Annotated in this window: 11 protein-coding genes and 1 pseudogene; 7 read left to right on the top strand and 5 right to left on the bottom strand. The window is 74.5% G+C overall.

The genetic code is table 11. The annotated features are described in order from the left end of the window. The 3 genes and pseudogenes from AB0M28_RS18265 to AB0M28_RS18255 all read left to right on the top strand — a co-directional run. A pseudogene (locus tag AB0M28_RS18265) lies at positions 1-94 on the top strand (proteasome subunit beta); the annotation flags it as partial. 2,432 nt (positions 95-2,526) lie between these two features. Then, positions 2,527-3,123: an HD domain-containing protein gene (locus AB0M28_RS18260; protein WP_365405318.1), complete on the top strand. Its 597-nt coding sequence runs from the start codon at positions 2,527-2,529 to the stop codon at positions 3,121-3,123. Beyond that, positions 3,120-3,557, top strand: a complete 438-nt coding sequence (locus AB0M28_RS18255) for a DUF2809 domain-containing protein (RefSeq protein ID WP_365405315.1) — start codon at positions 3,120-3,122, stop codon at positions 3,555-3,557. Before AB0M28_RS18260 ends, AB0M28_RS18255 begins: the two co-directional genes overlap by 4 nt. On the opposite strand, the gene AB0M28_RS18250 is transcribed toward AB0M28_RS18255, so the two are convergent. The 5 genes from AB0M28_RS18250 to AB0M28_RS18230 form a co-directional block, all read right to left on the bottom strand. Continuing rightward, positions 3,534-5,531, bottom strand: coding sequence for a translation factor GTPase family protein (locus tag AB0M28_RS18250; RefSeq protein ID WP_365405313.1), 1,998 nt, complete (start codon positions 5,529-5,531; stop codon positions 3,534-3,536). The genes AB0M28_RS18255 and AB0M28_RS18250 overlap by 24 nt on opposite strands. Positions 5,532-5,696: 165 nt before the next feature. Further along, positions 5,697-5,864, bottom strand: a complete 168-nt coding sequence (locus tag AB0M28_RS18245; protein WP_365405311.1) for a hypothetical protein — start codon at positions 5,862-5,864, stop codon at positions 5,697-5,699. 72 nt (positions 5,865-5,936) lie between these two features. After that, a complete protein-coding gene (locus AB0M28_RS18240; protein ID WP_365405309.1) occupies positions 5,937-6,272 on the bottom strand; it encodes a hypothetical protein in 336 nt (111 codons plus the stop codon). Between the two features lie 145 nt (positions 6,273-6,417). Then, positions 6,418-7,950 (bottom strand): glycerol-3-phosphate dehydrogenase/oxidase, encoded by a 1,533-nt coding sequence (locus AB0M28_RS18235; RefSeq protein WP_365405306.1) that lies wholly within the window; start codon positions 7,948-7,950, stop codon positions 6,418-6,420. After that, entirely contained in the window at positions 7,947-8,546 is a 600-nt protein-coding gene (locus AB0M28_RS18230; protein ID WP_365405303.1) for a TetR/AcrR family transcriptional regulator, read from the bottom strand. Before AB0M28_RS18230 ends, AB0M28_RS18235 begins: the two co-directional genes overlap by 4 nt. Positions 8,547-8,586: 40 nt before the next feature. Between AB0M28_RS18230 and AB0M28_RS18225 the strand changes: the two genes are divergently transcribed. The 4 genes from AB0M28_RS18225 to AB0M28_RS18210 all read left to right on the top strand — a co-directional run bounded on the left by AB0M28_RS18225 (position 8,587) and on the right by AB0M28_RS18210 (position 13,075). Next, positions 8,587-10,155 (top strand): FAD-binding oxidoreductase, encoded by a 1,569-nt coding sequence (locus tag AB0M28_RS18225; protein ID WP_365405324.1) that lies wholly within the window; start codon positions 8,587-8,589, stop codon positions 10,153-10,155. Positions 10,156-10,195: 40 nt separating this feature from the next. After that, the gene (locus AB0M28_RS18220) at positions 10,196-11,077 is read left to right on the top strand and encodes a YegS/Rv2252/BmrU family lipid kinase (RefSeq protein ID WP_365405300.1); all 882 of its coding nucleotides are present in this window, start codon (positions 10,196-10,198) and stop codon (positions 11,075-11,077) included. Between the two features lie 206 nt (positions 11,078-11,283). Then, positions 11,284-12,474 carry an Ig-like domain-containing protein gene (locus tag AB0M28_RS18215; protein ID WP_365405297.1) on the top strand — a complete coding sequence of 397 codons (1,191 nt, stop codon included), beginning with the start codon at positions 11,284-11,286 and terminating at the stop codon, positions 12,472-12,474. A 79-nt stretch (positions 12,475-12,553) separates the two neighbouring features. Next, entirely contained in the window at positions 12,554-13,075 is a 522-nt protein-coding gene (locus tag AB0M28_RS18210) for a pyridoxamine 5'-phosphate oxidase family protein (protein WP_365405294.1), read from the top strand. The last annotated feature ends 23 nt before the right edge of the window (positions 13,076-13,098 follow it).

Raw genomic sequence — 13,098 nt, 5'->3', positions numbered from 1 at the left:
CCTGGGCGCGGTGAAGAAGCTCTACCGCCCCGGGATGAGCGAGACCGAGGCCGCCACGATGGCGGTACAGGCGCTGTACGACGCGGCGGAGGACGCCCAGCGCGAGCAGCAGCAGACCCGCGAGGGCGGGCGGCGCCCAGCGCGGAAGGGCGCCGGCCACCTGCACGACGTACGGGGCCAGTTCGTGCAGGACGTCCAGGGCCAGCACGCCGCCGCCGAGCAGCAGCGGCGCCTGCAGCCGGCGCTGCGCCCCGACGACCGTCACGGCTAGGGCCGCCAGGCCCAGCAGCATCGGGCGGAGCCAGTGCGGGTCGCCCCACGCCGCGACGAGGCTCGGCAGCAGGGTGGCGGCCAGCGCCGGTCCGTACGCGAGCCAGGAGCCGTACTCGGCGTCGCGGCGGCGGCGCAGCACCCCTGCCGCGAGCGCGGCCACGGACACGGGCAGCGTGTACGCCTCGGGCGTGTGCACGTCCCAGGCGGCCAGCCGTACCCACAGGGCGAGGACGAAGAGGACCGCCGACGCGTAGCCGGCCCAACGGCGGTCCGGCCGCACGGCGTTCCCGGCCGCCAGGGCGCCGCCCAGCGCAAGCACCAGCGACAGCCGGCCCGCGTCACCGGCGGCCAGCGCCACCGCGAGGGCCCCGGCAGCGGCGCCCGTCACCTCCACGGCGGGGCCGACAGCGGGTCCGCGCAGCTTCATGGCCAGCAGCGAGGTGAGCGTGGGGACGACAAGCACGACGGCCGCGATCTCATAGGCCTGCAGCCCGGCCGCGGCGGGCACGGCCACCGCGAGCCCGGTCGCGCAGACGACGGCCGCACTCGCCGCGACCGCCCGGCGGACCGGACCGGAGAACGCGAAGGCGGCGCAGACGGCGAGCGCGAGGAGGAACCCGGTCACGGCGAGGGTCGCGTTCCGCTCGGCGAGCGCCAGCAGCGCACCGTCGACGGCCGCCACGAGGGCGACGGACAACGCCGAGACGGCGAGCGGCACGTCGCCCCGGCGGTCCCACATCACCGCGGCGGCGAAGGCGACTGCCGCGAGCAGGCACAGCAGGGTCAGCGACTGCGCGTATCCGGCGGACACACCCGAAGGGACGGTCAGCAGCGCGGCGCCGGAAAGGGCCACCGATCCGCAGCGCCCGGCGGTGCGGTAGCTGCCGGCCGCCGTACGCGCCACCACTCCGGCCGCGACAGCGGCGATCACGAACGTCACGGGAACGGAGAGCCCCTCGCCCCACGTCAGGTCGGTACGCGTCGTCCCCCGCAGGTCGTCGGGCACCCCCGACCACACCTCGCCGGCCCACTCGAACGGACCCGCCGCGGCCAGCGCCAGTACGGGCAGCGCCCACCACAGGGCGAGCGCCTGCACTCCGGCCGCCGCACCGGCGACCCCTCGCCGTACCGGACCGGAACCGGCCGCCGCCACGGCGGCTACCAGCACGGCCGCGAGCAGATAACCGGGCACCGCCCAGTCGGCGGACACCCCGGTGCGCACCACTCCGCCCAGCGCCGCGACCAGCGCCAGGGTGCCCACCACCGCGGGCGCGACCTGTCGCGTCCGCCAGACGGCGGCCGCCGACACTCCGGCCCCGGCCGTGAGCATCAGCCCGGCCCGTACGGCGGTGCCCGTTGCCTCGGCGGAGAGGGACAGCACGAGGGCACCCAGCAGACCCAAGCCACCCGTCGTCCAGGCGGTGATGGCAGCCGTCAGCCGGATGGAGCGGCGGGCGGTCCACAGTACGGCGGCGAGATCAGCGGCGGCCGTCGCGAGCAGGGCCCACAGCACGCCCTCATCGCTCTCGGCCGCCGCCGCCACGAGCGGGAGCACGGGCTGGGCGGCCACCACCGCGGCGGGCAGCGGCAGCCGCAGCCCTCGTACGAGCACCCCGTACGCCGCCCAGCCGGCGGCCACCACGGCCAGCGCCGCGGCCCAGTAGGCGGCCTGCCGGCCGGGCTCCGTGACGAGCATGACGGCCAGCGCGTCCACCAGCGTCAGCACCAGGGCCAGGGCCGCGACGGCCTCCGCAGTGGCCCCGAGGCCGCGGCGCAGCAGCAACAGGGGCGCCGAGCCCGCGACGGCGGTCACCGTCGCCAGTACCAGCGCACGGCCGCCGATCCCCATCGAGCTCCAGCTGACCAGTGTGAACGCCAGAGCGGCGACCACCAGCAGCACTCCGCCGAGGGTCAGCAGCACGTTCTGCGCGCCGCGCGGCGAGACCTCGGGGGCGGTGGGTGCGGCAGGCCGGGGCTGCCACTGCGGCCACGGCTGCCCGGGCCCGGGAGCCGCGCCGGAACCTGCGGGCGCGGACAGCGCGTTGCGCAGCCACGCCTGGCGCGCGAGGAGTTGTGCACGCCGGGCGTCGAGCCGGAAGAGCTCGGCCTCGATGAGCCGCAGCTCCTCGATCGGTGGCGGTGTGGTCGTCATACGGCCAGCGTCGTCCCGGCACCGGCGCGCGGCATGAGTGCGCGTACTCAGATGCCGGTGAGTACGCCCGGTTGTCAGTTCGCCCGGCTAGCCTGGCGGCCATGCGATCCGACAACGCGCTGGTGAGCGCCCTGTACTGGAACGGGGACCCTCCCCTGCGCCCGCTGCCGGACGAAGTCGGGCGGCTGCTGCGGACGTTGCGGGCTCCGCCTCGGCTGGCCGCGCATCTGCGCCTGGTGCACGACGTGGCCGTCCAGCTGGCCGACTGGGTGCGCCGGGCGCATCCGGAAGCGGTCCTCGACCGCGAGGCGGTGCTCTTCGGCGCGGCCACCCACGACGTGGGCAAGGTGCTGCACCCCGGGGAGCTGACGGGACCGGGGTCGGCGCACGAGGAGGCCGGGCGGGCGCTCCTGGCGGCCCGGGGGTACGAGCCCCGGCTGGCCCGTTTCGCGGGCACCCACGCCGCGTGGACGGCTCCCGGAACCGCACTGGAGGATCTGCTCGTCAGCCTCGCCGACAAGATCTGGAAGGACAGGCGGGTGCCCGAACTCGAGGACCTGGTGCTGCGACGGCTGGCGGCGGCGCGCGGGTGCGCCCCCTGGGAGGTGCTGCCCGCTCTGGACGACGAACTCACCCGGCTCGGTGCCGGCGCACGCGAGCGGCTGGAGTTCCAGGCGGCGTATCCGGTGCACGCATGACGGACGTGCCCCGTACCGACGGGCGCCTACGCCTGCTCGCGGCAGCCGCCGGGCTGTTCACCGTCTGCGCGGGCCTCGGCAGCCGCGCGACGCTGGACGGGGCGGCCGGAAAGGTCGCCGGCGACGTGTTCTACACGGTGTTCGTCTGCGCGGTGCTGACGGCCGCCGCACCCCGGCTGCGGCCGTCCCTCGCGGCTGCCGGCGGACTGGCGTTCAGCTGCGCGGTCGAGCTGCTGCAGCTCACCGGCGTGCCCTCCACGCTCGCCGGGCACAGCGTCCTCGCCCGCCTCGCGCTGGGCACCACCTTCAACGCCCCGGACCTCCTCTGGTACGGCGTCGGCGCGGCGGTGTGGTGGGCCGGCCACTCCCTGCTCGTACGACGCGTACGACGGGGGAGCGGCCGGCCGCTGTCACACCCGGCGGAGCACGTGTAGCAGGTACTCCTTGCGGCGCAGCGGATCGTGGTCCGTCCGCGCACGGGCCGGCGGCGGGCCCGCCACCGGCGCGTAGTGCGAGAAGGCCGTCTCCAGGACGCCCTCACCGCGGGTCAGCCCCGGCAGCCGCTGCTCGAGACCGTGCACCTGCGCGGCGGGCACCAGGCCCTCCAGCACGTACACGTCCCCGTGCAGCGACGGCGCCTGCGGCACCGCCCGCAGCCGCGACAGCACCGGCAGCACCCCGCCGTAGGTGTCCTCGGGGATCTCCAGCCGGAAGCCGTGCAGCGGCTCCAGCACCCGCGTCCCCGCACGGCGCAGCGCGTCCATCAGCACCAGCGGCGTCAGCAGCCGGAAGTCGCCGGCGGTCGTCGACATGCTCTTGTCGAACGTGGCGTGGGCGTGACTCTGCCGCGGCCAGTACTTGTTGTACGTCAGCGCGACCGCCACGTCCGTCACCTGCCAGCCGTGCAGCCCCTGCCGCAGCGTCTCGCGCACCGTCTCCTCGACGGCGGCGAAGAACGCGTACGGCATCGAGCCGAGCTCCACCTCCAGCCCGAAGGACACCCCGCTCCCCTCCGGCGCGGCATCGACCCGCAGACCGAGGCCGGCGAGGAACGGATTGCCGTCCTTCTTGATGCGCTCCTCGGCCGAACCGCTGCCGACCGGCCGCTCGACGTGGATCGTCGTCGTCTCGCGGAAGCCGGCGGCCAGGCCGAACTCCTCGGCCAGGGTCGCCTGGATGACCTCCTTCTGCACCTCGCCGTAGAGCGAGACATACAGCTCGCCCCGCAGATCGTCCTGGCGGAGGTCGATCAGCGGATCCTGCTCGGCCAGCACGGCGAGCGCGCTGTGCAGCGTGCCCTTCTCCGACTGCCGCTCGGGCATCACGACGGTCTCCAGCGTCGGCGGGGAGAAGAAGCGCCCGTCGGCGGCCGTCGCGCCGGCCGTCGGCGCGCCGATCGCGTCGCCGACGCGCACCGCGTCCAGCCCCCACAGCTTGCCGATCCGGCCGGCCGTCACCTCCTCGGACCGTACGACGGCGCCGTGTTCGAAGACGCCGACGGAGGTGACCTTCCCCTCCTGACCGCCGGGCAGTGAGACGCGGTCGCGCACCCGGACGGTGCCGGAGAACATCCGCACGAACGCGATCTTCTCCCCGGCCGGACCGCGCTCGACCTTGAAAACCGATCCGGAGACCGGGCCGTCCGCGTCGGTCGGCGCGCCGGGCAGCAGCTCCGTGATACCGCCGATCAGCTCCGGCAGACCGGCGCCGGTGATCGCCGAGCCGAAGTAGACGGGGTGGACGAGAGCCCGGCCCGTCTGCTCGGCCAGAGCCGCCCGCAGCCGCGCCGGTGTGAGGGCTGCCGGTTCGTCCACGTAGGCGGCCAGCAGTTCGTCGTCGTGCAGGGCCAGCAGGTCCGCCTGCGCGGCGGTGAACGCCGGGTGCTGCCCGTCGTACGGCGTGAAACCGGCCGCCGGTGTGCCGAGCCTGTGGGGCTCACCCATCGCGACGACGGCGGGCGTCAGCCGGCGGCGGAGGGACTCCAGCAGCTGAAGTCCGCGCGCGTCGCGGCGGTCCGCCTTGTTGACGAAGACAAGGGTGGGGATGCGCAGGCGCTTCAGCGTGCGCATCAGCACACGAGTCTGCGCCTGCACACCCTCGACGGCCGAGACGACGAGCACGACACCGTCGAGCACGCCGAGCACCCGTTCCACCTCGGCGATGAAGTCCGGGTGGCCGGGGGTGTCGATGAGGTTGACGGTGACATCGCCGACGGTGAACGACACCACCGCGGACTTGATGGTGATGCCGCGCCGGCGCTCCAGCGCCAGCGAGTCCGTCTGGGTGCTGCCGTCGTCGACGCTGCCGATCTCGTCGATGACGCCGGCCGCGTGCAGCAGCCGTTCCGTCAGTGAGGTCTTGCCCGCGTCAATGTGCGCGAGAATCCCGAGGTTGAGCGTGCGAACCAATCGTCAGGTCCTTTGCAGAGGGGTGGATTCCTTCCGTCTGGGACGCTGACGAGGGACGCATGACACGCTCCGGGGCTCGAGGGGGCGGCCGCCCCGGCCGGGGCGGACTACCACTCCAGTGCATCAGAGCGACTCGGGGCGCGGCAACCCCATTTATGGGCGGCTCTATGGGCGGCGATCCGCCTTCGGTGAGTGCGGGCGGCCGCCCCGGTCCGTCACGGGGTCGTCCACGGGGTCGGAACGCTCCGCGCGTTCCCGGGCCTTGTCGTCGGAGAGCCGGGCGGCCTCCGCGCGCATCAGTGCGTTGAGCGCGGCGAACGGGTCGATGGGCATGGCAGGGACATCCTTCGTGCGTGGGGGGTGTGCGTCGGCTTCCGGTGGGGGCACGTCGGTGCCCCGGACCGGTCAGCAGCGCAGGACCACGCTCCGCGGGAGGCCGGGGGAGTGGCACGGGGACGGCGGGGGAGGGGTGGCCTGCCGCCGGGCCGGTGCCTTGGTGTGCGGGAGGGACGGTGCCCGGGTGCGGCGGGCGCTCACGGCGCGCCGCTCCGTCTGCCGTACCCCGCTGTCCGTGTGCTCGCCCGGGGCGTCGCTCCCCGGCTCGGCCGGAGCCGGGGCCGGGAGCGGGCCGGGGGAGGCCGCCCAGGCGGCGTCCTGGTGCTGTGCCGGCAGTGCGGCGTGCAGCAGCATCAGCAGCGCGGCGAGTGCCGCGAGCAGCATGACGCGGGGAGCGGAGCGCATGACCTCTGCCGGGAAGGAGGGCCGGGACACAGCCGTGCTTCCACGCCGCCCGCACCGCCATGTCCTCCGGCCCCGGAGAACGCCCGCCTGGCTGACGGCCGGTGGAGTGTCCCGACCGTCGCGGCGGAGGGCGACCGAGCGCCGCCTACGGCACCCGCGCCGCCAGTGCCTCCCGCGCCGCCCCCAGGGCCGCCGCGCGGTCCTCGGGCACCAGCCCGATCCGCGTCCGCCGGTCCAGCAGGTCCCCCTCGTCCAGCGCGCCCTCGTGCCGTACCGCCCACACCAGTTCGCCGAGGGTCGCCGAGTGCCCCGGGACCACGGGGTCGTCCAGCCCGAGCGCGTGGACGGCCGGCGCCTCCGTCCCGTACCGGCGCACCAGCCGCCGGGGCGCGTCCAGGCGCGCCAGCGCGTCCGGCGGTGCCGCGCCCACCAGCGGCAGCCGGGCCGTGCGGCAGGGGCCCGCGTCCAGGCCGCGGGCGGCCACCGCGGTGTCCACGGCGTCCTCGGCCATCCGCCGGTACGTCGTGAGCTTGCCGCCCACGACCGTCACCACGCCCTGGCGGGAGGTGAGCACCGCGTGCCGCCGGGAGATGTCGGAACTGGCCCCCGCGGCGTCCAGCAGCGGGCGCAGCCCGGCGAACGCGCCCACCACGTCCGCCCGCCGCACCGGCACCTCCAGGGCCGAGTCCAGCAGGTCCAGCAGGAACCCGATGTCCGCCTCGGGCGCCTCCGGTTCGTCGGGCACCGGCCCGTCCACCGGCTCGTCGGTCAGGCCCACGTACACCCGCCCGTCGTGCTGCGGCAGCACCAGCGCGAAGCGGCCGGTGGTCCCGGGCACCGGGATGTGCACGCCGGCGGACAGGCCGCCCAGGGCCTCGGAGCGCAGCACCAGATGCGTACCGCGGGACGGCCGCAGACGGATGCCGTCGACGAGCGCGTCCGCCCACACCCCCGTGGCGTTGACGACGGCCCGCGCGCGGATCTCGTGGCGCGTGCCGGTCAGCTCGTCCCGTACCACCGCGCCGCCGTCGCCCAGTTCCAGCGCGCGGACGCGGGTGAGTACGCGCGCCCCGTGGGCGGCCGCCGTGCGGGCCAGGGCGGTCACCAGCCGGACGTCGTCGCAGACCTGGCCGTCCCACGACAGCAGCCCCTGGCGCAGCCCGTCGCGTCGCAGACCGGGCAGCAGGCGCAGCGTCTCGACGGGCGACAGCCGGCGCGGTCGCGGAAGGGTGCGCCGCGAGGTGCGGGCCGCCGCCCGCAGCGCGTCGCCCGCCCGCAGACCGGACCAGGCGAGTGCCGCCTGTCCGCGCGACAGCAGGGGGCCGACGGGCAGCACGAAGGGCTGCGCCTGGACGAGATGCGGCGCTGTGTGCTCCATCAGCACGCCCCGCTCGACGGCGCTCTCGTGCGCGATGGCGAGCTGACCGGACGCCAGGTAGCGCAGGCCGCCGTGGATCAGCTTGGAGCTCCAGCGGGACGTGCCGAAGGCCAGGTCGTGGGCGTCGACGGCCGCCACGCTCAGCCCGCGCGACGCGGCGTCCAGGGCGACCCCGGCACCGGTGGCGCCGAGGCCGACGACGAGGACGTCGACGGCCGCCCCGTCGGCGAGTTCGCCCAGCTCGCGCTCGCGGCGGGCGGCGGACAGCGACGCGGTCCCGGTCGGCTCGTGGGCGTTCATGGCAGGAGCGTCCTTTCCAGTATGTGGCGCAGCTCGTCCTCGAACGCGGCCGTGGCGAGCCGCGGATCGGCCTCGTCGGTCATGGTCCGCAGCGAGAGGGTGAACGACTGGACGACCAGGAGCAGGACGCGTGCCTGCCGGACGGCGTCGCCGGCCCGTACGGAGCCGTCCGCGTGGCCGGCGCGCAGGGTCACCTCCAACTGCTCCAGCAGGGCGTCCTGGGAGGCGCCGCGGCGGTCCAGGACGTACGGCAGCAGCAGCTCCGGGTCCACGTCGACGATCTTGCGGAAGAGCGGGTGTCCGCGCAGGGCGCGCGCGCCGTCCGTCAGCCCCTCGACCAACTGCTCCCGCACCGGCCGGGGGTCGTCAGCGGCGGGCAGCGCCCCGCGGGCCGCCGCGAGCCACTCGCGGGTCATCAGATCGCCGACCAGGGCCCGTACGTCGGGCCAGCGGCGGTACAGGGTCATGCGCGACACCCCGGCGCGGCGTGCCACGTCGGTCAGGGTCGTGCGGCGCACGCCGACGGCCAGCACGCAGTCGCGGACCGCGTCGAGCACGGCGTCGTCCACCGAAGGCTTGTGACGTTTGGGCTTCACATGTCACAGTGTAACGAACCGAGGAGGAACCGCGTTGGACATGTTGTGGAACGGCTGGGGCGATCCGTCCCGGGCGACGCCCCTTCCGCAGGCCGTCGCCGGACTGCTGCACGAGCTGCTGGGCGTCGAGCCGTCGGCCGACGCACCCGTGGAGCTGGAGCGGATCCGGGTGGCCCCCGGCCGGCTGACCGGCCCCGCCCTGGCGGCGCTGAGCGCGGTGGCCGAGGTGCGCACCGACGACGAGAGCCGGGTCCGGCACACGCGCGGCAAGTCGACGCCCGACCTGATGCGCATGCGGGCGGGGGAGACCGCCGACGCGCCCGACGCGGTGGTGCTGCCGGCGTCCCACGACGAGGTGTGCGCCGTCCTCGCGGTCTGTGCGGAACACGCCGTCGCCGTCGTGCCGTTCGGCGGCGGGACGTCCGTCGTCGGCGGTCTGACGCCGCGCCGGGCGGAGCGCGTGATCGCCCTGGACCTGCGGCGGCTGAACGCGATGACCGCCCTGGACCCCGTCTCGCGCACCGCGGTCCTCCAGGCCGGGCTGCGCGCACCGGACGCCGAACGGCTGCTGGCGGCACAGGGCTTCACCCTCGGCCACTTCCCGCAGTCCTTCGAGTGGGCGACGATCGGCGGGTTCGCCGCCACCCGGGGCAGCGGACAGGCGTCCGCCGGATACGGCCGCTTCGACGAGATGGTGGTCGCCCTGACGGCCGCCACCCCGCGCGGCACCCTCGACACGGGGCGCGCGCCGCGCTCGGCGGCGGGACCGGACCTCAGACAGCTCCTGCTCGGCTCCGAGGGCGCCCTCGGCGTCATCACCTCGGTGACCGTCCGCGTCCGCCCGCTGCCGCAGGCGCGCCGCTACGAGGGCTGGCGGTTCGACTCGTTCGACAGCGGCGCCGCGGCGATGCGCCGCCTCGCCCAGGACGGCCCGCTGCCCACGGTGCTGCGGCTGTCCGACGAGGCGGAGACCATGGTCGGCCTCGCGCGCCCGCAGTCCGTCTCCGAGCTGCGGTCGACCGCGGGCTGCCTGCTCCTCGCCGGTTACGAGGGGACGCGGGACGGCACCGAGGACCTGCGCTCCCGCACCCACACCGCCCTGCGCGCGCTCGGCGGCGAACCGCTCGGCGACGAGCCCGGCGAGCAGTGGGCCGAGGGCCGCTACCACGCGCCTTATCTGCGCGACGCCCTGCTCGGCGCCGGGGCGTTCGCCGAGACACTGGAGACGGCGGCGTTCTGGTCGCGGATCCCGGACCTGTACGCGGCCGTGCGCGACGCGCTCACCGCCACGCTCACCGCGGCCGGGACGCCGCCGCTGGTCATGTGCCACATCTCGCACGTCTACGAGACCGGCGCGTCCCTGTACTTCACCGTCGTGTGCGCGCGGGGGAAGGACGACCCTCTCGCGCACTGGGACGCCGCCAAGCGGGCGGCGAGTGACGCGATCGCCGCGCACGGCGGCACCATCAGCCACCACCACGGTGTGGGCACCGACCACCGGGAGTGGTTCGGACAGGAAGTGGGCCCCGTCGGCACGGCGCTCCTGCGCGCGGTGAAGGATGGCCTCGACCCTGCCGGGATCCTCAATCCCGGTGTGCTCGTCCCGTAACGCCGTCCCGCCCGCCCCGTCCCGAGAAGCGAGCCGCAGCATGCGCCAGTTCACCGCCATCATCAACCCCACCGCGGGCGGCAAGGCGGGCGCCGCCGACTTCATCCCCCTCGCCAGGCTGCTGCGCGAGGCGGGAGCCGAGGTGGAGGTCTCCTACAGCCGCAGCCTGGACCACGCCGCCGGCCTGGCCCGCGAGGCGGCGGCCCAGGAGCGCACCGTGCTCGCCGTCGGCGGCGACGGAATGGCGGGCAGCGTCGGCGGTGCCGTCGCCGGGACGGACGCCGTCTGCGGGTTCGTCCCCGCGGGCCGGGGCAACGACTTCGCCCGCGCCCTCGGCCTGCCCGCCGAGACGGACCAGCTGGCGGAGCTGCTGCTGCGCGGCGAGCCGCGGGCCGTGGACGCCGTACGGCTGACCTCCGAGGCGCATCCGGGCACGGCGGTGCTGGGCAGCGTGTACGCGGGGGTGGACGCGGTCGCCAACCGCTACGCCAACGAGTCGAGGCTGCTGCGGGGTTCGGCGTCGTACTACGCGGGCGCCCTGCGCGCGGTGCTCGGCTGGCGGCCGGCGGCGTACCGGCTGACGGTCGACGGCACGGTGCACGAGCGGCGCGGCTACACGGTCGTCGTGGCCAACTCCGGCTACTACGGCTTCGGCCGGCAGATCGCGCCGGGGGCGAAGGTGGACGACGGGCAGCTGGAGGTGGTGGTGATCAACCACGCCCCCAAGCGGCTGTTCTTCGCCGTGATGAACGACCTCAAGGACGGCAGCCACGTCGAGCGCCCCGAGGTCGAGGTCTTCAGCGGCGCGGAGATCCGGATCGAGGCCGACCGCCCCCTGCCGTACGGCGCGGACGGGGAGGTCACGGCCACCCTGCCGGTCACCGCGCGGGTCATGCCGGGGGCGCTGCGCGTCCTGGCCTGACCATCCCCCGCGAGGGGGGAATCCGTCGCCCGGTGCAACCTGCCGAGTCCCGCACTACGTCTATCGAGTAGGACAAGCCGGGGCCGTCGGGGCGGAATTGATGTGTCTGGCCCCGGTGTGTCGGGGGTAGGTGCACTCCTGCCGGACAAAACGGCTGAGACGGATAAGCCAGACCAGGGGGACGAAACGCAATGACGCTGCGCTGGATGCGACGGCAGGGGGCATCGGTGGCGGTCGCCGCCGTTGCCGCGCTCGTGATGGCGGGCTGCACGGGAACGGGGAAGGCGGACGAGGGCTCTTCGGGCGGGAAGGGCGAGAAGGACAGCAAGCCGTTCGCCCTGTCGCTCTCACCCGCCGCCGGGGCCAAGGACATACCGGTGGGACAGAAGGTCACCGTGAGGGCGCAGGGCGGGAAGCTCGTCTCCGTCGAGGCGTCCTCACCCGGCCCGGGGAAACTCGACGGGAAGATCACCCAGGAGCGGACCTCGTGGACGTCCACCACCCCGCTCGCCCCCGGTGCCACGTACACCGTCACGGCACGGGGGATGGACGGCGACGGGAAGCAGCAGACGCAGACGGCGCAGTTCACCACCAAGGCCGTGGGCAAGGACCAGTCCTTCTTCGGTGAGTACTTCCCGGACAAGGGCACCACGGTCGGCGTCGCCCACCCGATCAGCGTCACCTTCAGCAAGCCCGTGAAGGACAAGGCGGCCGTGGAGCGCGCGCTGTCAGTCAAGGCGACGCCGGCCGTCGAGGGTTCGTGGAGCTGGATGAAGGCATGGGACGGCCGTGACCGCGTCGACTTCCGCCCGCAGCAGTACTGGAAGCCCGGCACCAAGGTCACGCTCACGATGCACCTGGCCGGAGTGGACGCCGGCGGCGGGATATACGGCACCCAGGAGCGGGTGGTCGACTTCACCATCGGCGACGCCGTCACCTCCGTCGTCGACGTGAACAAGAAGACCCTCACGCTGTCCCGCAACGGCAAGAAGGTGCGCACCCTGCCCGTCTCGAGCGGCAAGCCCGGGTTCGAGACCTGGAACGGCACCATGGTCGTCCTGGGCAAGGTCCCGACGATCCGGATGAACTCCCGCACGGTCGGCATCTTCGGGTCCGAGGCGTACAACCTCGGGGCCGTCAAATGGGACGTCCAGCTCACCACCTCCGGCACGTTCGTGCACGCCGCGCCGTGGAACGCGGGCAAGTTCGGCCGGGTGAACGGCAGTCACGGCTGCATAGGCATGAGCACCTCGGACGCCGCCTGGTTCTACAAGCAGGTCGGCGTCGGAGACCCGGTGAAGGTCGTGAACTCCACGGACACCGTCACCCCCAACAACGGCTACGGGGACTGGAACGTGGACTGGGAGACCTGGAAGCAGGGGAGCGCGCTCTCGTAGGCCGCGCGCGGGGCCGGCCGGGGGGCGAACCCCGGCCGGCCCTAGAGTGGGGACCCACGCCTACGACACGGGGGTTGGGATGAGCGCGGAGACACACGGCGCGGAGACACACGGCGCGGAGACGCGCAGCGCGGCACGGGCGATCATCGACGACAATCTGTACCTGGTGCTGTCCACCGTGGGCGCCGACGGCGCGCCGCTGGCCACGCCGGTGTTCTACTCCACCGAGGACGGCCGCGACTTCTACTGGTGTTCCTCGCCCGACGTCACCCACTCCCGCAACCTGCGCCACGAGCCCCGGGTGAGCATCGTCATCTTCGACTCCCGCGCCCGTGTCGGCACGGCGAGCCCCCGCGCGCTGTATCTCGCGGGGACCGCCGAGGAGGTCACCGGAGACGAGGCGCTCGAGGGCCTGCGCGTCATCCCCGGCGCCCCCGAGCGCGGCGGCCACCCCCTCACGCCGGAGGACGTGCGGACGCCGTCGCCGTGGCGCGTCTACCGGGCACGGATCACCGAGTACTCGATGGTCTGCCAGCGGGGCGAAGGCGCCTGCACGGAACACGGACTGGACTACGAGCACCGGGCGACCGTCAAGCTCTGAGCACGGCCGGGACGGAATCCAGT

Source organism: Streptomyces sp. NPDC051940, from assembly GCF_040680895.1.
In the GTDB taxonomy this organism is placed as follows: Bacteria; Actinomycetota; Actinomycetes; order Streptomycetales; family Streptomycetaceae; genus Streptomyces.
The sequence above is the reverse complement of the archived record's forward strand: the minus strand, read 5'-3'. Positions and strand labels throughout refer to the sequence as shown.

Excerpts from the sequence above, each read along its gene's own strand:
- AB0M28_RS18220 (WP_365405300.1), top strand. The coding sequence starts at position 10,196 with ATGCGCCAGTTCACCGCCATCATCAACCCCACCGCGGGCGGCAAGGCG.
- AB0M28_RS18235 (WP_365405306.1), bottom strand. The coding sequence starts at position 7,950 with ATGAACGCCCACGAGCCGACCGGGACCGCGTCGCTGTCCGCCGCCCGC.
- AB0M28_RS18215 (WP_365405297.1), top strand. The coding sequence starts at position 11,284 with ATGCGACGGCAGGGGGCATCGGTGGCGGTCGCCGCCGTTGCCGCGCTC.
- AB0M28_RS18210 (WP_365405294.1), top strand. The coding sequence starts at position 12,554 with ATGAGCGCGGAGACACACGGCGCGGAGACACACGGCGCGGAGACGCGC.
- AB0M28_RS18240 (WP_365405309.1), bottom strand. The coding sequence starts at position 6,272 with ATGCGCTCCGCTCCCCGCGTCATGCTGCTCGCGGCACTCGCCGCGCTG.
- AB0M28_RS18260 (WP_365405318.1), top strand. The coding sequence starts at position 2,527 with ATGCGATCCGACAACGCGCTGGTGAGCGCCCTGTACTGGAACGGGGAC.
- AB0M28_RS18245 (WP_365405311.1), bottom strand. The coding sequence starts at position 5,864 with ATGCCCATCGACCCGTTCGCCGCGCTCAACGCACTGATGCGCGCGGAG.
- AB0M28_RS18255 (WP_365405315.1), top strand. The coding sequence starts at position 3,120 with ATGACGGACGTGCCCCGTACCGACGGGCGCCTACGCCTGCTCGCGGCA.
- AB0M28_RS18225 (WP_365405324.1), top strand. The coding sequence starts at position 8,587 with ATGTTGTGGAACGGCTGGGGCGATCCGTCCCGGGCGACGCCCCTTCCG.